The 22,087-nt window shown below is 70.4% G+C and carries 16 protein-coding genes and 1 riboswitch; of the genes, 5 read left to right on the top strand and 11 right to left on the bottom strand.

Annotation, left to right across the window (positions count from 1 at the left end; all coding sequences use genetic code 11):
• Positions 1–204: 204 nt before the first annotated feature.
• The 10 genes from murG to TFC3_RS33795 all read right to left on the bottom strand — a co-directional run bounded on the left by murG (position 205) and on the right by TFC3_RS33795 (position 12,966).
• Positions 205–1,314 carry an undecaprenyldiphospho-muramoylpentapeptide beta-N-acetylglucosaminyltransferase gene (gene murG, locus TFC3_RS33750; RefSeq protein ID WP_067510314.1) on the bottom strand — a complete coding sequence of 370 codons (1,110 nt, stop codon included), beginning with the start codon at positions 1,312–1,314 and terminating at the stop codon, positions 205–207.
• On the bottom strand, positions 1,314–2,666 hold the full coding sequence (locus TFC3_RS33755; protein WP_067510367.1) for an FtsW/RodA/SpoVE family cell cycle protein: 1,353 nt from the start codon (positions 2,664–2,666) through the stop codon (positions 1,314–1,316). The genes murG and TFC3_RS33755 overlap by 1 nt, the downstream gene beginning before the upstream one ends.
• A 168-nt stretch (positions 2,667–2,834) precedes the next feature.
• On the bottom strand, positions 2,835–3,932 hold the full coding sequence (mraY, locus tag TFC3_RS33760) for a phospho-N-acetylmuramoyl-pentapeptide-transferase (protein ID WP_067510316.1): 1,098 nt from the start codon (positions 3,930–3,932) through the stop codon (positions 2,835–2,837).
• Entirely contained in the window at positions 3,929–5,314 is a 1,386-nt protein-coding gene (murF, locus tag TFC3_RS33765; protein WP_067510318.1) for a UDP-N-acetylmuramoyl-tripeptide--D-alanyl-D-alanine ligase, read from the bottom strand. The genes mraY and murF overlap by 4 nt, the downstream gene beginning before the upstream one ends.
• The gene (locus tag TFC3_RS33770; RefSeq protein ID WP_067510320.1) at positions 5,311–6,825 is read right to left on the bottom strand and encodes a UDP-N-acetylmuramoyl-L-alanyl-D-glutamate--2,6-diaminopimelate ligase; all 1,515 of its coding nucleotides are present in this window, start codon (positions 6,823–6,825) and stop codon (positions 5,311–5,313) included. The genes murF and TFC3_RS33770 overlap by 4 nt, the downstream gene beginning before the upstream one ends.
• Before the next feature lie 54 nt (positions 6,826–6,879).
• A complete protein-coding gene (locus tag TFC3_RS33775) occupies positions 6,880–9,402 on the bottom strand; it encodes a penicillin-binding protein 2 (protein WP_082772753.1) in 2,523 nt (840 codons plus the stop codon).
• Between the two features lie 4 nt (positions 9,403–9,406).
• On the bottom strand, positions 9,407–10,003 hold the full coding sequence (locus TFC3_RS33780; protein WP_067510322.1) for a hypothetical protein: 597 nt from the start codon (positions 10,001–10,003) through the stop codon (positions 9,407–9,409).
• 8 nt (positions 10,004–10,011) lie between these two features.
• A complete protein-coding gene (gene rsmH, locus TFC3_RS33785; RefSeq protein ID WP_067510324.1) occupies positions 10,012–11,079 on the bottom strand; it encodes a 16S rRNA (cytosine(1402)-N(4))-methyltransferase RsmH in 1,068 nt (355 codons plus the stop codon).
• Between the two features lie 233 nt (positions 11,080–11,312).
• The gene (gene mraZ / locus TFC3_RS33790; protein ID WP_067510326.1) at positions 11,313–11,744 is read right to left on the bottom strand and encodes a division/cell wall cluster transcriptional repressor MraZ; all 432 of its coding nucleotides are present in this window, start codon (positions 11,742–11,744) and stop codon (positions 11,313–11,315) included.
• Between the two features lie 433 nt (positions 11,745–12,177).
• Positions 12,178–12,966 (bottom strand): C40 family peptidase, encoded by a 789-nt coding sequence (locus tag TFC3_RS33795; RefSeq protein WP_067510328.1) that lies wholly within the window; start codon positions 12,964–12,966, stop codon positions 12,178–12,180.
• Positions 12,967–13,005: 39 nt separating this feature from the next.
• A riboswitch (cyclic di-AMP (ydaO/yuaA leader) is annotated at positions 13,006–13,179 on the bottom strand.
• 436 nt (positions 13,180–13,615) lie between these two features.
• Here TFC3_RS33795 and TFC3_RS33800 point away from each other — a divergent pair.
• Genes TFC3_RS33800 through TFC3_RS33810 form a run of 3 tightly spaced genes read left to right on the top strand, consistent with a single transcriptional unit; the run spans position 13,616 to position 16,371 of the window.
• Positions 13,616–14,836 (top strand): MurT ligase domain-containing protein, encoded by a 1,221-nt coding sequence (locus TFC3_RS33800; RefSeq protein ID WP_067510330.1) that lies wholly within the window; start codon positions 13,616–13,618, stop codon positions 14,834–14,836.
• Positions 14,837–14,868: 32 nt separating this feature from the next.
• On the top strand, positions 14,869–15,582 hold the full coding sequence (locus tag TFC3_RS33805; protein ID WP_067510332.1) for a type 1 glutamine amidotransferase: 714 nt from the start codon (positions 14,869–14,871) through the stop codon (positions 15,580–15,582).
• 33 nt (positions 15,583–15,615) lie between these two features.
• Complete coding sequence (locus tag TFC3_RS33810; RefSeq protein ID WP_067510334.1) at positions 15,616–16,371, top strand: TVP38/TMEM64 family protein; 756 nt, start codon at positions 15,616–15,618, stop codon at positions 16,369–16,371.
• Between the two features lie 166 nt (positions 16,372–16,537).
• Here the strand turns inward: TFC3_RS33810 and leuS are convergent, their stop codons facing one another.
• On the bottom strand, positions 16,538–19,357 hold the full coding sequence (gene leuS, locus TFC3_RS33815; RefSeq protein ID WP_067510361.1) for a leucine--tRNA ligase: 2,820 nt from the start codon (positions 19,355–19,357) through the stop codon (positions 16,538–16,540).
• 378 nt (positions 19,358–19,735) lie between these two features.
• Here leuS and TFC3_RS33820 point away from each other — a divergent pair, with 378 nt between their 5' ends.
• Positions 19,736–20,785, top strand: coding sequence for a MoxR family ATPase (locus TFC3_RS33820; RefSeq protein ID WP_067510336.1), 1,050 nt, complete (start codon positions 19,736–19,738; stop codon positions 20,783–20,785).
• 1 nt (position 20,786) lies between these two features.
• Positions 20,787–22,079 carry a DUF58 domain-containing protein gene (locus TFC3_RS33825; RefSeq protein ID WP_067510337.1) on the top strand — a complete coding sequence of 431 codons (1,293 nt, stop codon included), beginning with the start codon at positions 20,787–20,789 and terminating at the stop codon, positions 22,077–22,079.
• The last annotated feature ends 8 nt before the right edge of the window (positions 22,080–22,087 follow it).

The following is a 22,087-nucleotide window of genomic DNA, read 5'->3' as shown; positions in this document are numbered from 1 at the left end:
CGCGGCGCGCCCGGCCCCGCCCTTCCCCGCTGTCCGCGGCGGGGGCCGGGGCCCCGGGGGGGGGGCGGGGGCGGGCCCCCCCCCCCCCTGCCCACCCCGCCGATGCCGATGAGGTGGACTGTGCCCAGGTCCTCGGCGGTCAACCCGCCAACCGGCTTCAGCTCCACGGTGCTCACAGCGCCACGCTCCTCAGTGCAGATGAGTTCATCGTCCTGCGACCGCCTGGATCACAAAGTCCAGCAGCGCCTCGTCGCCGTCGCGCCGGCCGTACGCGCTGGCCGAGCGGCCCATCGCGGTAAGCCGCTGTGGGTCGCGGGCGAGCGGGATCACCGTACGCTCGATCCACTCGGGGGTGAGCTCGGCATTGTCCACCAGCAGGCCGCCGCCGGATTCGACGACGGGCAGCGCGTTGCGCTTCTGCTCCTGGTTGCTGTGCGGGTAGGGCACGTAGATCGCCGGCATGCCGATGGCCGTGGTCTCGGCCACCGTGATGGCCCCGCCGCGGCACAGCATCAGGTCCGCGGCGGCGTAGCCGAGTTGCATGTCCGACAGGTACGGCACCACGACGTAGGGCACCGGCAGGTCGGTGGGCACGTCGAACGGGTCGTTGCGCCCGCCCTGCACGTGCAGGACCTGGATGCCGGCGTGCGCCAGCTTCTTGGCCGCCCCGGCGACCGCGAGGTTGATCGTGCGGGCCCCCGAGGAGCCGCCGGAGACGAACAGCACCGGCAGGTCGGGGCGCAGCCCGAAGTGGGCGAGCGCCTGGGGGCGCAGCGCGGCACGGTCCATCCGGGCGATCGCGGTGCGCAGCGGCACACCGACCACCGTGGCCTCGCGCAGCGACTCGGCCGCCTGGGGCTGGCCCGGAAAGCCGACCGCGATGTTCTTGGTGAACCGCATGCCCATCCGGTTGGCCACGCCCGGCGGCACGTTCACCTCGTGGATGACGATGGGCAGCTCACGCCGCCAGGCCGCCAGGTAGGCCGGCACCGACACATACCCGCCGAAGCCCACCACGACGTCGGCCTTGACCTCGTCAATGATCTTGCCGGCGGCGTGCGAGGACTTGTACATGCGGTCCGGGGTGCGCAGCAGGTTGAGGTTGAGCGAGCGCGGCAACTGGAACGCCGGGATCACCCGCAAGTCGTAGCCGGCCGGCGGGATGAGCTCGTTCTCCATGCCCTTGGGGCTGCCCAGGGTGGTGATGCGCACCTCGGGGAAGTGCCGGCGCAGCGCGTCGGCAAAGGCGAGCAGCGGATAGATGTGACCGCCGGTGCCTCCCCCAGCGAGCACGACCGACCGCAGCTGACCCATCACCGTCTCCTTCCGGCCCCCCTGGTAGCGCCCATCTTCTGCGCCGGCGGGCGCAGTGGTCCCGGCCGCCGCACGGGGGGTCGCGGCGGCAGCGGGGCCCAGACTAGCCGGACCCACCGAGCGGGCGGACGGGCGTGCAGGGCCCTGGCGGCGTCCGGTTCCGCCCGCGCGAAGGAGGCGAGAATACCGACTCCGGCCATCGTCACGACGAGGGCACTGCCCCCGGAGGAGATGAACGGCAGCGGCAGGCCCGTGATCGGCAGGATTCCGATGACCCCGCCGAGGTTGATGACCGCCTGGGCGACCAGCCAGGTGGTGATCCCGGTGGCGGCGAGCCGGCGGAACGGGTCGTCGACGCGGCGGGCGATCCGGAAGCCGGTGTAGGCCAGTACGGCGAACAGCGCGACGATCACCATGCACCCGACGACGCCCAGTTCCTCGGCCACGACGGCGAAGATGAAGTCGTTGTCGGCGGCGGGCAGCCAGTTCCACTTGAGCGCGCCCTTGCCCAGCCCGACGCCGAACCAGCCGCCCTCGTAGATCGCCGAGCGACCCTGGAGCAACTGGTAGCACAGGTCGGAGCCACACTTGTCCAGCGACTGGAACAGCACAGTGATGCGCGCGAGCCGGTAGTTGGGCTCACCCTCGGCGCCGGAGCCGGCACCGCGTGAGGCGGCCGCGATGAGCAGACCGATGCCGGCCAGGCCGAGCACCCCCAGCGCACCGAAGATCCGCAGCCGGATGCCGGCGGCCCAGAGCAGGCCGATGATCAGCGAGAGCAGCACCAGCATCGTGCCGAGGTCGTTGTAGCCGACCAGCACGAACAGCAGCCCGACGACGGGGAACAGCGGCATGGACAGCTCACGCCAGTAGCCCAGCGAGGCGCCCTTGCGCGCGATGATGTCGGCGCCCCACAGCACCACACCGAGCTTGGCGAACTCGGCGGGCTGCAGGCCGAGCGGGCCGACATAGAGCCAGAGCAGGTCGGCGCGCAGCGGGCCGAGGTAGACGCCCTGCTTGGTCACCGGCAGGACGTGCAAGCTGCCCAGCGCGCCGATCAGGTCGAGCACGCCCAGCAGCACAACTGCGGCGCCGAGAATGTAGACGCCCAGGAAGCGCAGGGTGGTGGCGGGCAGCCGCTGACAGACCCAGAACCCGACCAGGCCGAGGGTGGCGAAGATGAGCTGGTTGCGCACCGCGGTGAAGGCGTTGCCGTCCTCGGCGTACGCCCGGACCGCCGTCGCCGAGAACACCATGGTCAGCCCGATCAGCAGCAGCAGCGCCGAGCTGGCGATCAGCAGGTAGTACGACGACAGCGGGCGCGCGAGCAGCCCGTGCACCGCGGGCAGCATCTGCTGGCTCAGGGTCCTGGGGCGTACCGGCAGCGGCGCGGGCTGCACGGTGGCGGCCGGCGACACGGTCACCGTGGTGCGGGTATCGCTCTTGTCCTCCGCCATGCCCCCATCATGGTGGCGCGACACGCCAGCCCCGGGATGCGAACCTGGCGTGTCGTGAGAGATCTATCCCATGACCGCCAGGAAGTCGGAGTAGAAGAGGCCGAGGCCGATGGCCACGCAGATGCCGGCCACGATCCAGAAGCGGACCACGATGTTGACCTCGCTCCAGCCGGCCAGCTCGAAGTGGTGCTGCAGCGGCGACATCCGGAACACGCGCTTGCCGGTGGTCTTGAACGAGATGATCTGGATGACCACGGACATCGTGATGATGACGAACAGCCCGCCGATGATGATCGACAGCAGCGTGGTGCGGGTCGCCATGGCCAGGCCACCGATCAGGCCGCCCAGACCGAGCGCGCCGGTGTCACCCATGAAGATGCGGGCCGGCGAGGTGTTCCACCACAGGAAGCCGACACATGCCCCGGCCGCGGCCGCCGCGATCAACGCCACTTCCAGCGGGTCACGGACTTCGTAACAGTAGTTGCCGGCGTAGTTGGTGTCACCGCACCAGTGCCGGTACTGCCAGAAGCCGATCAGCGCGTACGCCCCGAGGACCAGGATGGACGCGCCGGTGGCGAGCCCGTCAAGTCCGTCGGTGAGGTTCACGCCGTTGGACATCGACATGATCACGAAAACGAACACGATGACCGAGCCGACCTTGCCGACATCCAGGAAGCTGATGTCCCGGATGAACGAGATGTGCTCGCTCGCCACGGTCTGACCGTTGGTGCTCACGACGTACAGGGCGGCCACGCCGAGTCCGCCGCCGACCACCAGCTGACCGAGCAGCTTGCCCTTCGCGCTCAGGCCCGCGGAGTTGCGTTTGCGCACCTTGAGGAAGTCGTCCAGGAAGCCGACAGCGCCGCAGAACACGAACAACCCGAGCAGCACCAGCGCCGTCATGGTCGGCTTGACCTGGGCGATCTGAGCCTCGGGCAGCGTGGTCAGGGCGACGTGCCCGGCCACATAGGCCAGCACCGTGGCGACGATGAACGCCACCCCGCCCATCGTGGGTGTGCCCTTCTTGCCCTGGTGCGAGGCCGGTCCGACCGAGCGGATCGGCTGGCCGGCCTTCAGCGCGGTGAACACGCGGATCGCGACCGGGGTGCCGAACAACGAGATGATGAACGCGACCGCGGCCGCGACGATAACTGCCCTCACGGGCTGACCTCCCCAGTGGCCACACGCAACGCGTCGGCCACCTCCCACGTCCGGTACCGAGAACCCTTTACCAGCACGACATCTCCCGGGCGCAGATCGCCCGTCACGGCCGCGATCGCCGCTGCCTGGTCGGCGGCGGCAATGGCAGAACCCGTCCATTCCGGTACGTCCGCAGCTCCGTCGAGCACCGCAGCCGCCCCGGCCACCGCGATCAGCCGGTCCACCCCGAGTTCGGCGGCGAGCCGGCCCACCTCGGCGTGCCCGGACACTTCCTGATCGCCCAGCTCGGCCATGTAGCCGAGCACCGCGATCGTGCGTCCCTGCCGGCCCATCGCGGCCAGCGCCCGCAGCGCCGCGGCGGTGGACGACGGGTTCGCGTTGTACGAGTCGTCGATCAGCGTCACCCCGTCGGACCGCTCGACCACGTCCATCCGGCGCTCCGAGCGGATGCCGAGGTCGCCCAGCGCCGCGGCCAGCTCGACGACCGGCAGGCCCGCTTCGAGCGCGACGGCGGCCGCGGCGAGCGTGTTGGACACCTGGTGGCGCCCGGCCACGGCCAGCCGCACCGGGGCGTTGCCGGAGCTGGTGACCAGGGTGAACGCCGGGCGCCCGCGAGAATCCAAGGTCACGTGCTCGGCTCGTACCGTGGCATTGGGATCTTCCCCGAACGTCACCACCCGCGCGCTCGTGCGGGGCGCCATGCCGGCCACCAGCGGGTCATCCGCGTTGAGCACCGCCACACCCTCGGCCGGCAAGCTCTCCACCAGCTCGCCCTTGGCCTGCGCGGTGCCCTGCATGGACCCGAACTCGCCGATGTGCGCGGCACCGATGTTGAGCACCAGAGCAATGCGCGGCGCAGCGATCCCGGCCAGATAAGCGATATGCCCGATCCCCCGCGCCCCCATTTCGAGCACCAGGTAGCGGGTGTCAGCGGTGGCCTTGAGCACCGTGCAGGGAAAGCCCAGCTCGTTGTTGGGCGAGCCGGGCGGCGCCACCGTGTCCCCCAGCCGCGCGAGCAGCTGACCGATGTAGTCCTTGGTGGTGGTCTTGCCGGACGAACCGGTCAAGCCGACCACGGTCAGCTGCGGCAGCCGCTGCACCAGCGCGTGCGCGAGCTTGCCCAGCGCGTCGAGCTGATCCTTGACCACCACGCCCGGCTGACCGGTGTCCCGGGTGCCCAGCACGGCGGCGGCACCGGCGGCGATCGCCTTCGCCGCGTACCCGTGCCCGTCCACCTTCTCGCCCTCGAACGCCACGAACAGCCCGCCGGGCATGGGGGCCCGCGAGTCGTACTCCACCGGGCCGCTCACGATCGTGGTGCCGTCGCCGGCGACGCTGCCGCCGGTGATCGCGGCGATTTCGTCCAGAGTCATCGGAATCATGCGGCACCACCCGGGCGCGCGGCCAGCGCGGCGGCCAGCTCGATCCGGTCGTCGAACGGCAGCACCTCGCCGTTCACCTCCTGGCCCCGCTCGTGTCCCTTGCCGAGGACCGCGACGACGTCGCCGGGGCCGGCCAGTCGTACCGCCTCGTCGATGGCGGCCCGGCGGCCCGCCACTTCCATGATCTTCGCAGGTGCGTTGGCCTGCTCAGCCCCTGCCCGCACGGCGGCGCGTACGGCGGCCGGGTCCTCGGTGCGCGGGTTGTCATCGGTGACCACCACCAGATCGGAACCGCGCGCGGCGGCCGCCCCCATCAGCGGGCGCTTCCCGGTGTCCCGGTCGCCGCCGGCGCCGATGACGCACAGCACCTGCCCGCCGCGAGCCGTGGCCAGATCCCGCAACGCGGTCAGCGCGGCGACGATCGCGTCCGGCTTGTGCGCGTAGTCGACGACGCCGAGCACGTCACCCGGCGCGTCCACCCGCTCCAGGCGGCCCGGAACTCCCTTGCAAGCCGCGATGCCATCCGCGGCCACCTGAGCGTCGATGCCCGCCGCGACCAGGCTCGCCAGGGCCAGCAGCGCGTTCGCCACATTGTGCCGCCCGGGCATCTCCACCCCGGCGGGGATGCTCCGGCCCCGATGATGCGCCTGGAACGTCTGGCCTTCGCCGCTCTCCGCGATCGCGGCGGCGTACCAGGTGGCGCTGCTGTCGCCGTTCGCCGAGTAGCTGATCGTGGCCGGCTTGAACAGCGGCTTGAGCGCGGGCTCATCGGCGTTGAGCACCTCGAACTCGCAGCGGCCGTCGAACAGCCGCGCCTTGGCCGCGAAGTAGTCGTCGACGTCGGCGTGGAAGTCGAGGTGGTCCTGGCCGAAGTTGGTGTAGCCGCCGACGGTGAAGCGCACCCCGCCGACCCGGCCCATCACCAGGGCGTGGCTGGACACCTCCATGACCACGGCGGTGACCCCGCGTTCGAGGGCGGCGGCGAGGATGGCGTGCAGGTCGGTGGCCTCCGGCGTGGTGCGCGCGCTGTGCACCACCAGGTCGCCGATGCGGGTCTCGACCGTGCCGATCAGCCCGGTGGTCAGCCCGGCCGCTCGCAGCCCCGATTCGACCAGGTACGCGGTGGACGTCTTGCCCGCCGTACCGGTGAGGCCGATGACGGTGAGCCGCTCGGAGGGGTTGCCGTAGATCGCCGAGGCGGCCACGCCGAGCACCGCGCGCGGGTCGGGCACGACCAGCACCGGCAGGCCCGAGCCGGCCGCGAGGTCACGCCCGGCCGCATCGGTGAGCACCGCTACGGCACCGGCTTGCGCGGCGGCCGCGGTGAACTCGGCGCCGTGACGCCGGGCACCCGGCAACGCGGCGTAGAGATCACCGGGGCGCACCTCGCCGCTGGCGTGGGTGACCCCGGTGACGCTCGACTCGGAGCCGCTCGTCTCGGCCTCGACCAGCACGGCGAGGTCGGTCAGCCGGTACGGCCGGACGGTCTGGGGACGGGGAATGCCGGACACGGCGTCAGACCCTACCCGGTGCCATCCATACCGCTGGCAACGCCATACGGCGCACTAATCCTTCCAGTCGAACTTCGGCGCCGGGGTACCGGACGGTGGCACATAGTATTGGCGCAGCGCGGAGGCCATCATCTTGCTGAAGGCCGGAGCCGCCACGTCACCACCGGTGCCGTTGGGTACGTCGGCGAACACGCCCACCACGAACCGGGGGTTCTCGGCCGGTGCCATGCCGATGAACGAGCCCGCGTTGTGGGAGGTGTACTGCCCGTCGACCAGCATCTTGCCGGTGCCGGTCTTGCCGGACACCCGGTAGCCCTCCACCTTGGCCTTGGTGCCGGTCGCGCCCTTGGCGTCGACGACCGCTTCCATCATTGTCCGCAGCTCGGTGGCCACCTGCGGGCTGAGCACCCGGTGCGTCTCCGGCGCGGCGGGCGGTGTCGACTTGCCCGTCCTGCCGGAGATCGTGGCCTTGATCAGGTGGGGCTGGATGTACACGCCGTCGTTGGCGATCGCCGCGTAGCCAGCCGCCATCTGCAACAGGGTGGCGTCGACGCTGTGGCCGATCGGGACCGCGCCGTACGCCGAGCCGCTCCACTGCGACGGCTCGAGCAGCTTGCCCGGTGCCTCACCCGGCATCCCCTCGTTCGTGGCCCGGCCCAGCCCGAACTTCTGCTGGTACTCGTACAACTTCTCCTTGCCCAGCTTCTGCGCGATCCGGATCGTGCCGATGTTCGAGGAGTACGCCAGCACCTGCGCGACGGTGAGCTTGGTTCCGTTGGCGAAGCCGTGGGTGTCGCTGAACGGCCGGTCGCCCAGCATCAGCCCCTTGCCCACCGTGACCACGCTGTCCGGCGTGATCACGCCTTCCTGCAGGGCCGCGCCGATCGTGAACGCCTTGTGCGTGGACCCTGGGTCGGTGATGATGCTCGACACCGCGTCGTCCCGCTCGTTCGGCTTGGAATCAAACGCCTTCTGCGCGTTGTACGTCGGGTAGCTCGCCTGCGCCAGCACCTCACCGGTCTTGACGTCCAGCACGATCGCCCCGGCCACCGTTGCGTTCACCTCCTGCATGTACGAGGTCAGGTACTTCTGGACCTCGAACTGCAGGTACGTGTCGATGGTGAGCTCGATCGACGAACCCGGCGCGGCCTTGGTCTCGCGGTTGTAGCCGCCGGGGATCTCCTTGGCGAGGTCGCCCTGGCCGGTCTCGTATACCCGCTTGCCGTCGGTGCCGCGCAGCACGTCGTCGTAGCGTGCCTCAACGCCCTCCAGCCCGGTGCGGTCCTCGCCGGTGAAGCCGATGAGGTTCGCAGCCAGGTCGGCGCCGGGCACATCGCGGCGTTCGTCGCGGCGCGACCCGATGCCCGTGAGGTTCAGCTTCTTGATGGTGTCGGCAGTGGAGGGTTCCACGCCGCGCGCCAGGTATTCGAAGTGCGACTCACCGCCGCCGGGGCGCTTCTTCTTCGCCAGCAGTTGCATGAGGTTGGACTGCGGCACCCCGAGCAGCGGCGACAGTTGCGCCGCGACCTGCTGCGGGTTGTCGACCATCTCGGGGTCGGCGTAGATGTAGCGCGCTTCCACGCTGTGCGCGAGCACGGAGCCGTTGCGGTCCAGGATGCTGCCGCGCGGGGCGGGCAGCACGATCTCGGTGAGCCGCTTGTTGCGCTGCTCCAGCAGGCTCGCCGCCTGCGCAGGTGAGTCCATGACCTGCAGGGCCACCAGCCGTACGCCGATTGTCACGAACAGCGTGAGCGCGAGCACGGTGCCCAGCCGCAGCCGCCGGGTGCTGTTCGCCAGCTTCGGCGCCTCGGGCGGGATGACCGGCCGGCGAACCCGGGTATCGGGCTGCCTGCGGCGCGGATCACGGGCCGGCGCCGCGGTGCGACCTTGCGCTGCCTGACGAGCTGTCACCGGTTGACGAGCCGGCATGGCCTTGCGAACCGGCGCATCCCCGCGGTTTGGCGCCGCGCTGCGACGCGGGTTGGCCGTGGTGCGGATGCGGGCAGCGCCAGCGGTTGCGCGGGTGCGTGCCGGCTCGCGGCGCTCCTCGCTCTTGGCCCGGCGGCCGTCGTCGCTTTTTGCCCGGCGGCCGTCGTCGCGGCGTGCCGTGTCCTCCCGGCTGCGACCGCGGCGGTCGTCGCTCCGGCCGCGCCCGTCGTCGCGTCCCCGGCGCCCGTCGGCCGAACCACGCCGATCGTCGTCGCGTCCTTTGCTGCCGTCACCTGCACGGCGGCGGTCGTCGTCGCGGCCCCGGCGCTGCGGTGGCGGGTCGGAGTCGTCGGCATCGCGGCGGCGATCCTCGTCGCGGTGCAGGTCCTCGTCGCGGCGGCGGTCGCGCACCGGGCGGCCGCCGTCGAGCACCTGCAGGGCCGGGCGGAACGGGTCGCCGGTGCGCCCGGCCCGCGGGGACCGGGTGCGCTGGTCGCTCTCGCGGACCGTGCGCCCACGCGGGGTGTACGCCCGCGCGTCGCCGATCCCGCCGAAACCCCGCTCGCCGCCCCCGGGGTGCTGGTCCTCGAGTGACGCGCCGCGCCGGGGCTCTCCCCGGCGCGGCGGCTCGTCGTTACGCGGCGTCACCGCGTTACTGCCCTGCGGCTTCGCCGGTGCCCGGACCCGCGGTCTTGGCCGCGTCGGCCGCCTTCGCGGCGTCGACGGGGTCCTGCGCCGTGACCGAGGTCTGCCCGCTACCCGGTGCCGGCACCCCGATGATCTTGCCGTCGGGCAGCCGGATGTAGGCCGGCGAGTCCGCCTTGACCAGGCCGAGCGCCCGGGCCGCGGCGTCCAGGTTGCCCGGCATGTTGCGGGCCGCGATCTCGTTCTCCAGCGACTGCTGCCTGGCGTCCAGCGACGCCTGCTCTTTCTGCAGCGTGTCCAGGCGGAACGAGTTCTCGGCCGTCTTGGTGTTCACCAGCAGGATGCCCAGCACCCCGACCACCACGACACCCGAGACCAGCGCGATGAACGGCGCCCGCGGCGCGTTGATCGGTGCCGGCGGCGCGACCCGCAGATGCGGTGCCGCAACGGTGCTGCGCGGGTGATCGGCGCGCGGCTCGGTGTCGGGCTTCAGCGCTGCTGTCCCCCGTACCGGAAAATGCCGCGCAGCGCTGGTGCTCTTGCGGGTGTTGCTCTTGTCCCCCTGGCTCGCGATCCGGCCCCCCGACCGCGCTGCCGTTGTCATGCGCTCGTTCAATGCCCCTCCCCCTTCTTTCGTGCCCCCGGGCGCGTACGCCCTCGTCCCCCCTGGGCCGACAGCCGAGGCCGTTCGCGTTCGGCCTGCCCTGCCTGCCCGTGTACGTCGATCCGTTCTGCCGCCCGCAACTTCACCGATGCCGCCCGCGGGTTGTCGGCCACTTCCTGCTCCGTCGGCGGCTCTGACCCCCGGGTCAGCAGCCGCAGACTCGGACCGGTCCCGGGCAGCTCGACCGGCAGGTCGATCGGCCCGGTGCTGCGCGCCCTCTCGGCCAGGGCGCGCTTGACGATCCGGTCCTCCAATGAGTGGTACGACATGACGACAAGCCGCCCCGTCGGGGCGAGCAAGTCCAAAGCAGACGGCAATGCGGACTCAAGTGCGGCGAGTTCCGCATTTACCTCAATACGTAGCGCTTGAAACGTTCTTTTGGCGGGATTTCCACCCGTTCGGCGCGCGGCGGCCGGAATAGCGTCCCGCACCAGGTCCGCCAGCTTCGCCGACGAGACGATCCGCGCCTTCGCCCGCTCCCGCACGATCGCCGAAACGACCCGGGTGGCGAACTTCTCCTCGCCGTACACCCGCAGGATCCGGACCAGCTCGCCCGGTTCGTAGCCGTTCACCACGTCCTCGGCGGTCACCCCGGCGGACTGGTTCATCCGCATGTCGAGCGGGGCGTCCTTGGAATACGCGAAGCCGCGGTCCGCCTCGTCGAGCTGCAACGAGGACACACCCAGGTCCATCAGTCCACCGTGGAACTGCGCCAGCCCGAGCTCGGCAAGCACCTCCGGCAGCTCGTCGAAGACCGCGTGCACCAGGTGCATGCGCCCCTCGAACCGCTGCAGCCGGTGCCGGGCGTGCGCCAGCGCTTCCGGGTCACGATCAAGGCCCACCAGCGTGATGCCGGGGTTGCGCTCCAGCACCGCCTCGGCGTGACCACCCAGGCCGAGCGTGAAGTCGACGTGCACCGCGCCGGGCCGGTCAAGGGCGGGAGTGAGCAGCTCGAGACAGCGCTCGAGCAGCACTGGCACGTGTGTGCCGCGCAGCTCCCCCATGTCGACCCCCATCGCCCCAGCTTCTCCTTGCGTGCACCACCCGGCAGCCATGCCCGGTTGTCGTCCGATCGTCATCCGTACCGCCAGATCCCCATCCGCTCATGCCCGTTGCCGTTCGGGCTTGCCCTCGGCAGAGGACACACGCCTGGCACCGGGGAAGAGGCGCCAGGAGCGGGAGCGGGTGGAGATCTCGCGTTACGGCGGCGGCGACGCCCGGCCGGTTCCACGGCCGGCGGATGCCACGCCTACAGACCGCCGGGCAGCACCCCCTCCTCGATGTCGGCGAAGTCGTCCTCGCTCGCCGAGAGGTATTGCTCCCAGGACTGCTTGTCCCAGATCTCCACCCGCGTGCTCGCCCCGATCACCACGAGTTCGCGGTCGAGAGCCGCATACTCGCGCAGGTGACCCGGGATCGTGACCCGGCCCTGCTTGTCCGGGATCTCGTCGTGCGCACTGGCGAAGAACACCCGGCTGTAGGCGCGGGCCGCCTTGTTCGTGACCGGCGTATCGCGAAGCTGCCCGGCGATGCGCTGGAACTCCGGCATCGGAAACACGTACAGGCACCGTTCCTGCCCCTTGGTGATCACGACACCTCCCGCCAGCTCGTCCCGGAACTTCGCCGGAAGGATCAACCGGCCCTTGTCGTCCAGGCGCGGGGTGTGAGTGCCGAGGAACATCGGCCCAACCCCCCTGCCCATCGGCGGTTCGCGGTCCGCCTCGTTCGCTCGGGCCAGCAGGTCCGTCCCGGCCTGCCACTGTCCTCCACCTTACTCCACTTCACTCCACTCGCAACCGGAATCGGGCCGTCCGCGAACTTCCTTCGGAGACGAATGCGCACGTCAAACGGGGTGGGGTGGAAGTGGAGGGGTTTACCGCTCCGACCATGGTCCACTTTCCGACAAGGCGCCCAAGCGGGCACGAAACTCCGCGCAAAAAGGGCGTTACCCGCACTGGGTAACGCCTCGGGGAGGGAAGTGGAGGGATTGGTGGAGGGATTTCCGCCCCGCCCTTTTGCCGGCTGGGCGGCTTCACGGCCGGTCTTGCTGGATACGACAGCGGGGCACGACCCGTGCCGGGTCGCGCCCCACTGAACTGTCGCTGGAGTTACCGTCAGGCGGCGAGGCGCCGTACGACGTAGTTGTTGCTCCAGATCTTGTGCTTGCCGACCCGGGCACCCGAGTGGGGCGAGTCGTAGATGTAGCCGCCACCGGCGTAGATGCCGGCGTGGTAGCCGTACGAGCCCGATCGGAAGACGATCAGGTCGCCGACCTTCTTGTTGCTCTTGCTGACCGACTTGCCGTACTTCTGCTGCGAGTTCGCCTTGTGCGGCAGGCTCTTGCCGACCGCCTTCTTGTAGACGTACTTGGTGAAGCCCGAGCAGTCGAAGCGCGAGGGACCCGAGGCGCCGTACTTGTACAGCGCGCCCTTGTGCTTCACGGCCTCGTTCAGGATCTTCGCCCCGGCCGCGACCTTCGGCTTGTTGACCGTGATCTTGATGCCCGCGCTCGTGCCGTAGCCGAATGTGCCCCAGCCCGTGTACTGCGTGCGGAACCAGGTGGTGATGCCCGGCTTGGCGGTGAGCGCCACCGTGCCGTTGGCGGTCACGGACTTGGCCGTCCAGGTGGTCCACTTGCCGTTGCGCAGGGCCTGGAGGCGGACGGACCCCTTGGTGACGACCTTACCGGTCCTGGGGTTGATAACCTTCGCCGTCACCTTCACCGACTTGCCCTTGGTGATGGTGCGGGTGGCCGAGTTGGTGATCTTGGGCGTGACCTTTGCCACTGCCGCCGCCTTGACCACCGGAACGGTGGATGCGGAGGCTGCCGGCGTCGCGATCAGCTGACCGGCGCAGAGGCAGAGACCCAAGGACAGTGCGACTGATCCGGTACCGACGGACATGCGGCGGCCCCGGCTCGAACTGCGTTCGTGCACGGTAGAGATATCCCTCCGGCACGCCTGCGAGGTTAGCTGTCGGGTTCGGGCGGGAAGGTTGCCCGGTCGTCAAACAACGACTTCACCCCGAGGTCCACGGATCTTGCGACCCGCGGGACCAGAAATGGGTCCCCCGTCCCTGCCCCCGTATGCCTTTATGGTCGTTCGCGTTCCTGGTGGTCGTCTCGAACGGAGCGGGGCAGGGCTCGGCGTGATCCGTTCGGTACGAGCGGTGGGCGGACGCTCACCGGCCAGACCTTGCTACCTGAAATTTCGTCCGAGCGCAGCACCGCTCTTCGTGACTCTGCGTATTTGGCACAAAAACCAGTGTCCGGTTTGTTATTGACCGGTGACATTTGCCGCCACTCATTGCAATTGTGCGGCTACAAAGCGTCTAAGGTTACGGGTGAATCAGAACACATAAAAAGCCGGCGTCGAGCCGTTCCCGTACCACCTCGGATCGCTGCATTGCCATTTCAAACGCCCCAACAGGCTGATGTTCGTCAACCTTTCGGCCGACCATCGACAACCGTCTCGCCGTTATTCACAGCGCCCCCCGGCGCCACTCGACGTAGTGTCCGTTTCCGGTACCCTCGTCGCCGTGACGGACGGGAAAATGCCCCTGCGGGCCAAGGTCGCGAGCTCCGTCTCGCGCACGGCAGCCGCGATCTCCCGCGCGGCGGGGCGCGGCGACGGCTCGGTGATCGGCGGCTGGATCGGCCTGAAGATCGACCCTGACCTGCTGCGCAACCTGGCCTCCGGGCGGGCCATCGCGCTGGTGTCGGGCACCAACGGCAAGACAACCACCACGCGCTTCACCGCCGCCGCCCTCGGCGTGCTGGGGCCGGTCGCCACCAACTCCTTCGGCGCCAACATGCCCACGGGGCACACCTCGGCGCTGGCCAAGGCGGGCACCACCCCGTTCGCCGTGCTGGAGGTGGACGAGCACTACCTGCCCCGAGTCATCGACGAGACGACGCCGCGGGTGGTCGCACTGCTCAACCTCTCCCGCGACCAACTCGACCGGGCGAAGGAGGTGTCGATGATGGCCCAGATGTGGCGCACTGCCCTCGCCGGGCACCCCGACGTGCACGTCGTGGCCAACGCCGACGACCCGATGGTGGTCTGGGCCGCGACCGGCTCCGCCCAGGTCAGCTGGTTCAGCGCCGGGCAGCGCTGGACCGACGACTCCTGGGTCTGCCCGGAGTGCGGCTCCCCGATCAACCGGGCCCAGGGCGACTGGTGGTGCACCGGCTGCACGCTGCGCCGCCCGCAGGCCCAGTGGACCGTCGAGGAAGAAGGCGTGCTCGACCCCAAGGGCGACTGGCACCTGGTCAAGCTGCAGCTACCCGGTCAGGTCAACCTCGGCAACGCGGCGACCGCCCTGGCCGTGGCCGCGGAATTCGGCGTACGCCCCATCGAAGCGGTGTCCCGCCTGGCCGGGGTCGCCTCGGTGGCCGGCCGCTACGCCCAGGTCGACCGCGACGGGCGCAACATCCGGCTGCTGCTGGCCAAGAACCCGGCCAGCTGGCTCGAGGCCTTCGACATGGCCGAGCAGGCGCCGACGCTGCTGTCCATCAACGCCCGCGACCCCGACGGCTTCGACACCTCCTGGCTCTACGACGTCGACTTCGCCCCGCTGCGCGGCCGGCCGGTGCTCATCACTGGCGACCGCGCGTACGACCTCGCCGTACGCCTCGAAGTGAACGATGTGGCGTTCCGGCACGTGCTTACCTTCGACGAGGCCGTCCAGCTCACCCCGCCGGGCCGCCTCGAAGTGATTGCCAACTACACGGCGTTCCAGGACATCCGAGCGGAGCTGGACCGTGTCAACTGATCTTCCCCGCAGCGGAAAACCGAGGTCAACCCATGAGTGAGAGCACTCTGCGCATCGTCTGGATCTACCCGGACCTGCTGTCGACCTACGGCGACCGGGGCAACCTGCTCATCCTGGCCCGCCGGGCCGCCCAGCGCGGCATCCCGGTGGAGACCTACTCGGTGCGCTCCGACCAGGCCATGCCCTCGACCGCCGACATCTACCTGATCGGCGGCGGCGAGGACGGCCCCCAGGCCCTCGCGGCCCAGCGGCTGATCACCGACGGCGGCCTGCACCGCGCGGTCAACCAGGGCGCCGCCGTGCTCGCCGTGTGCGCCGGCTACCAGCTCTTCGGCAGCTCGTTCTTCGCCAAGGGCACCCAGTGCCGCGGCCTTGGCCTGCTCGACATCACCTCCGACCGCGGCGAGACCCGCGCCGTGGGTGAGGTCCGGGGCGACGTCGACCCGCGACTGGGCCTGCCCCCGCTGACCGGCTTCGAGAACCACGGCGGGCGCACCCACCTCCGCCCGGGCGTCGCACCGCTGGCCCGGGTCACAGCCGGAATCGGGAATGACGGGCAGACCGAGGGCGCTTGGTTCGGCAAGGTGCTCGGCACCTACGCCCACGGCCCCGCACTGGCTCGCAACCCAGCTATAGCCGATCTGCTACTGCGCTGGGCGATCGGCGCGGATAGTCTTGCACCCCTGGACGACACATGGGCCGAGCGGCTCCGAGGCGAAAGACTCGCAGCAGCAAGCGCCGTATGACCCGGTTCCCCGACCAGAAGGCGGTACGACTGCATGACTGACACCCTGATCGCCCCGCGGGGCATCACCACCCCCGCCACGGACCCTCAGGCCAGCCAGCAGCTCCCCGACCCGGCCCCCGCCACCTCGATGAGCCGGCGCCGCCGGCTCACCCGTTTCGGTGTCCTCGGCCTGATCGTCGCCGCCCTGGGCGTGGCTGCCGCAGTTCTCCCGCTGCAGTCGATCGCCGACTCGATCGTCGCCCTGGGCCCGGTCGCCGCCGTGGCGGTAGCCGTGGTCGGCGGCCTGCTCCTCTCGGTGCTGGTCCCGCGCACGGCCATCACCCTGGCCTGCGGCGCCCTCCTCGGCCCGGCCACCGGAGCGGCAACCGCCCTCGCGGCCGCCGTCATCGCCGCCGTCGCCACCTACTACGCGGGCCGCTGGGCCGGCCGGGGTGCCCTGGGCAGCAAGAACGGCAGCCGCATGGAACGCCTCGACGGCTGGCTCAACCGCCGCGGCCTGTCGGCGGTCCTGCTGGTCCGCTTCCTCCCGCTGGCCCCCTTCGGCCTGATCGGCTACGCCTACGGCACGACCTCGGTGTGCCGCAAGCGCTACCTGCTGGGCACGACGCTCGCCTCGATTCCGTCAGCTGTCTCCTACGCGGTGATCGGCGCGGCAGTGGCGGCGCCGGGCTCGCTCAACCCGGTGACGCTGGCGCCGGCGGCCATCGGCATCGGCCTCACCACGGCGATCGTGCTGCGCTGGCGCATCGCCGCCCGCCGCAACGCTGCCGCCGCTGCCGCGGGCTGAGGTCACGCTGCCTGAAGCCAGGCGCCCGATGGGTGCCTGGCATTTGGCGTTCCCTGCCATCACCTTCGCCGAACCGGTTCCAGGATGGCATCACCGCCGACCGCATCGCCTTCGTCGACGGAGAAGGGCCCGGTCCGAGCGGACCGGGCCCTTCTCGTTGAACAGCTCAGACCACCACGCTGACCAGGCGGCCCTTCACAACGATGACCTTGCGCGGCTCCCGGCCGGCCAGCACCTCGGCCACCGCGTCCAGCGCCGCCGCCCGTACGGCATCCTCAGCGGTATCCGGCGCCACCTCGACCCGGCCGCGAACCTTGCCGTTGATCTGCACCGGATAGGTGATCGACTCGGCGGCCAGCTGGGCCGGGTCGGCCGCCGGGAAGTCCGCGTAGGCCAGCGTGCCGGCGTGGCCCAGCTTGCCCCACAGCTCCTCGGCCAGGTGCGGCGCAAACGGCGACATCATCAGCACCAGCGGCTCGACCGCCTCGCGCGACGCCGTCGGCAGTGGGGTCAGCGTATTCGTCAGCTCGATCAGCTTGGCGATGGCCGTGTTGAAGCGCAGCTCCTCCATGTCAGCGCGCACGCCGTCGATCGCCCGGTGCAACGCGCGGCGCGACTTGGCGTCGAGCGGCTCGTCGGTGACCCGCAGCTCGCCGCTGTCCTCGTTGACCACCAGGCGCCAGACCCGCTGCAGGAAGCGCTGCGAGCCGACCGCCGCCCGGGTCTCCCACGGGCGGGAGGCATCCAGCGGGCCCATCGCCATCTCGTAGACCCGGAACGTGTCGGCGCCGTACTCGTGCGCCATCTCGTCGGGCGTCACCACGTTCTTCAGCGACTTGCCCATCTTGCCGTACTCGCGCACGACCTCCTGCTCGCCCAGGAAGTATCTGCCGTCGCGCTCGACCACGTCGCTGGCCTGCACCGGGAACCCGCGGGCGTCCTTGAACGCGTACGCCTGGATGTAGCCCTGGTTGAACAGCTTGCGGAACGGCTCGAACGAGCTCACGTGACCCAGGTCGAACAGCACCTTGTGCCAGAAGCGCGCGTACAGCAGGTGCAGCACCGCGTGCTCGACGCCGCCGACGTACAGGTCGACGCCGCCCGGGTCGCCGGCGCTGCGCGGGCCCATCCAGTAGGCCTCGTTCTCGGGGTCGACGAACGCCTTGTCGTTGTGCGGGTCCAGGTAGCGCAGCTCGTACCAGCAGGAACCGGCCCACTGCGGCATCGTGTTGGTCTCACGGGTGTACGTCTTCGGCCCGTCGCCCAGGTCCAGCTCGACCTGCACCCAGTCCTTCTTGCGCGACAGCGGCGTCTCGGGTTCGCTGCCGGCGTCGTCGGGGTCGAAGGTGCGCGGGGAAAAGTCGTCGACCTCGGGCAGTTCGACCGGCAGCATCGACTCGGGCAGCGCGACGGGCAGGCCGGTCTCGTCGTACACGATCGGGAACGGCTCACCCCAGTAGCGCTGGCGGCTGAACAGCCAGTCGCGCAGCCGGTACGTGGTGGCCCCGCGGCCGTGGCCCTGCTCCTCCAGCCAGCCGATCATGGAGGTCTTGGCGTCGACCACGCTCAGGCCGTCCAGGAAGCCCGAGTTCACCGCTACGCCATCGCCGGTGTAGACGCCCTCGTGGCCCTCGGGAGCGGTGATCGTACGCAGAATGGGCAGGTCGAAGGTCTGCGCGAAGTCCCAGTCCCGCTCGTCGTGGGCGGGCACCGCCATGATCGCGCCGGTGCCGTAGCCGGCCAGCACGTAGTCGGCGATGAACACCGGTACCTGCTCGCCGTTCACCGGGTTGGTCGCGTACGCGCCGGTGAACACGCCGGTCTTGACCTTGGACTCGGCGGTGCGCTCCTCCTCGGTCTTGGCCGCGGCCTGCGCCCGGTAGGCGGCGACGGCGGCTTCCGGGATGGCATGCCCCCCGGTCCACGCGTCCTTCGTGCCCTCGGGCCAGGCTGCGGGAACGATCGAGGAGACCAGGGCGTGCTCGGGCGCCAGCACCATGTAGGTCGCGCCGAACAGCGTGTCGGGCCGGGTGGTGAACACCTCGATGGTGTCGCCGCCGTCCATCGGGAAGCCCACGTGCGCGCCCCGCGAACGGCCGATCCAGTTGCGCTGCATCAGCTTGACCGGCTCGGGCCAGTCCAGCGCGTCCAGGTCGTCGACCAGCCGGTCGCCGTACTCGGTGATGCGCATCATCCACTGCTTCAGCGAGCGCTGGAACACCGGGAAGTTGCCGCGCTCGCTGCGCCCGTCCGGCGTGACCTCCTCGTTGGCCAGCACCGTGCCCAGCCCCGGGCACCAGTTGACCGGCGCCTCGCTGACGTAGGCCAGCCGGTAGCCGTTGACGACCTCACGCCGCTCGACCGCGTCCAACTCGCCCCACGCCTTGCCGCCGGGCACAGCGCGGGTGCCGGCCTCGAACCCGGCGATCAGGTCGGCGATCGGGCGGGCCTTGCGCTGCTCACGGTCGAACCACGAGTTGAAGACCTGCAGGAAGATCCACTGGGTCCAGCGGTAGTAGTCCGGGTCGGTGGTGGAGAACGAGCGCCTTTCGTCGTACGCCAGACCCAGCTTGCGCAGTTGCAGCCGGTAACGCTCGACGTTCTTGGCGGTCGTGGTGCGCGGGTGCGTGCCGGTCTGGACCGCATACTGCTCGGCGGGCAGGCCGAACGCGTCGAAGCCCATCGGGTGCAGCACGTTGAAGCCGGTCATCCGCTTGTACCGGGTGTAGCAGTCGGTGCCGATGTAGCCGAGCGGGTGCCCGACGTGCAGGCCTTCCCCGGAGGGATAGGGGAACATGTCCTGCACGTGCAGCTTCGGGGCGTTCGCCCGCGGGTGGGCGGGATCGGCCAGCTCACCGGTCGGGTTCGGCGCCTGGAAGGTGCCGTGCTGCGACCAGAATTCCTGCCAGCGCGGCTCGATCTCGTTGGCCATCGCCGCCGTGTAGCGGAACGCCGGGACGTCCGCCGCTGCCTCGGACTCGCTCATCGTCACCATCTCGTCTAGTTCAGGGTGGTCTGGGCACAAAAAAGCCCCCTGCCATGAGGGGGCGCCGCGCTGGTCCTTTGACCGCGCGGCTAGCTAAGAAGCAGGACACAGACCATGCGCAAATGATAGCGGTACGTCCGAAGAACCGGCGACCGGTATCCTGTCCGCCCATTCGTGACCGGACCGATACTCACAGTCCGTTGACCCGGTGTCGTAAGCATGATTCGTGCGGGACTCGGCGACTTGCTGTGATCGGGCTAACCTGTGGAGACGGGCGGCGGCGCCGGAGGCCCACGGACACCCCGGCCGCCCGCGAACCTTCGGTTCCCTTTCGGCGTAGTCACGTAGGAAGGTGCTTGAACGACATGGAGGAGGCCCGTGACAACCCCCACCTGGGACGCGCCCGGCGGAGCATTGCCCAACGATGACTTCCGCGCCGCGACCGACGCGATCATCGGCAACATCGAGCAGGTGATCGAGGGCAAGAGCGCAACCGTGCGGCTGGCGCTGGCCGTCCTGCTCGCCGAGGGTCACCTGCTGATCGAGGACGTGCCCGGCGTCGGCAAGACCAAACTTGCCAAGGCCCTAGCGCGCTCGATCGACTGCTCCGTGCGCCGCATCCAGTTCACGCCCGACCTGCTGCCCAGCGATGTGACCGGCGTCAGCGTCTACAACCAGGAGACGCGCGACTTCGAGTTCAAGCCCGGCGCGGTGTTCGCCAACCTGGTGGTCGGCGACGAGATCAACCGAGCCTCGCCGAAGACCCAGTCGGCGCTGCTGGAGTGCATGGAAGAGCGTCAAGTCACCGTCGACGGCACCACGTACGAGCTGCAGTCGCCCTTCATGGTCATCGCGACCCAGAACCCCATCGAGATGGAGGGGACCTATCCGCTGCCCGAGGCGCAGCGCGACCGGTTCACCGCGCGCATCGCGATGGGCTACCCGGACCCCCGCGCCGAGCTGGCGATGCTCAACGGCCACGGCGCCATCGACCCGCTGGCCAGCTTGCGGGCGGTCGCCGACGCCGCGCTCGTACGCCGGCTGATCGCCACGGTCCGCGAGGTGCACGCCGCCGACGCCGTCCAGCAGTATGCAATCGCGCTGGTCAACGCCACCCGCGAGGCCCCCGAGATCCGCCTCGGCGCCTCGCCCCGCTCCACGCTGCAGTTGCTGCGCACCGCGAAAGCGATCGCCGCGCTGGAGGGCCGCGACTATGTGCTGCCCGACGACCTGCAGGCGCTCGCCGTACCGGTGATGGCCCACCGGATCATCCCGACCGCTGACGCGCAGCTCAACCGGCGCACCACCGACACCATCATCTCGGAGATCGTGCACCGGCTCCCGCTGCCGCACGACCGCGCCCGCAACCCCTATGACACCCGCGCCAACGGCGACGGCCGGGCGCAATACGAGTCGCGAGGCCGCTGACATGCGCGAGGCTCTGCGGGGGCTGACCACCCGGGGCCGGTCCTTCCTGGCCGCCGCGATGGCCGCCGCCCTGTCGGCGTTCATCCTCGGCGAGAAGGACCTGCTGCGCGTCGCCATCCTGCTGGCGGCGCTACCCCTGCTGGCCGCCGCGTACGTCGGGCGCAGCCGGTACAAGCTGGCCTGCACCCGCTCGCTGGAGCCGGGCCGCGCCCCGGTCGGCTCCAGCGCCCGGGTCATCCTGCGCCTGCAGAACATGTCCCGGCTGCCCACCGGCACCCTGCTGCTCGAGGACCGGTTGCCGTACGCGCTGGGCAGCCGGCCGCGCGTGGTGCTGGAGCGGCTGGGCGCGCACATGGCCAGCTCGGTGGCGTACACCGTGCGCGCCGACGTGCGCGGCCGTTATCCGGTAGGTCCGCTGGTCATCCGGCTGACCGACCCGTTCGGGCTGTGCGAGCTGACCCGGTCCTTCCCCAGCGTCGACAGCCTCACGGTCATCCCGCAGGTCGTCGCGCTGCCGGCGGTCCGGCTCGCCGGGGAGTACGCGGGCACCGGGGACAGCCGGGCGCGATCGGTGGCCGTGCATGGCGAGGACGACGCGGCGACCCGCGAATACCGGCGCGGCGACGACCTGCGCCGGGTGCACTGGCGCTCCACGGCTCGCACGGGTGAGCTGATGGTCCGGCGCGAGGAGCAGCCTTGGGAATCGCGCGCTACGGTCGTCCTCGATACTCGCCTCTACGCCCATCAGGGTGAGGGGCCGACAGCAAGCTTCGAATGGGCGGTCTCCGCGGCGGCGAGCATCGCGGTCCATCTGCGGCAGGCCGGCTACAAGCTGCGGCTGGTCACGGGCACGGGCATCGACCTCGACGCCATCGAAGCCGGCGGGGAGGGCACCGTGCTCGACACCCTCGCGGACGTCAAGCTGACCCAGACCGGCGACATCTCGACGCTGGTTGACAGCGTGCGCCGCCGCTCCGACGGCGGCCTGGTGATCGGGTTGTTCGGCTCGCTCACGGTGGCTGAGGCAGAGGTGCTGACCGGGCTGCGCAGCAACGGCGCTACCTGCATCGGCTTGCCCATCAACAGCTCGACCTGGGTGAACCTGACGCCCGCGGACCGTCAGGAAGCCGACCGGCAGCACGCGGCGACGTCGCTGGCCCTGGTGCGCAGCGGCTGGCGGTCTCTGCCGGTGGCCCACGGCGACTCGCTGGCTGCGCTGTGGCCGGCGGCCGCCCGGGGATCGCAGGGTTTCGCCTACCGCGCGGCCATGGCCGAGACCGTGGCAGGCATGTGAACATGACG

The organism is Actinoplanes sp. TFC3, assembly GCF_001553785.1.
Lineage (GTDB): Bacteria > Actinomycetota > Actinomycetes > Mycobacteriales > Micromonosporaceae > Actinoplanes.
The sequence above is the reverse complement of the archived record's forward strand: the minus strand, read 5'-3'. Positions and strand labels throughout refer to the sequence as shown.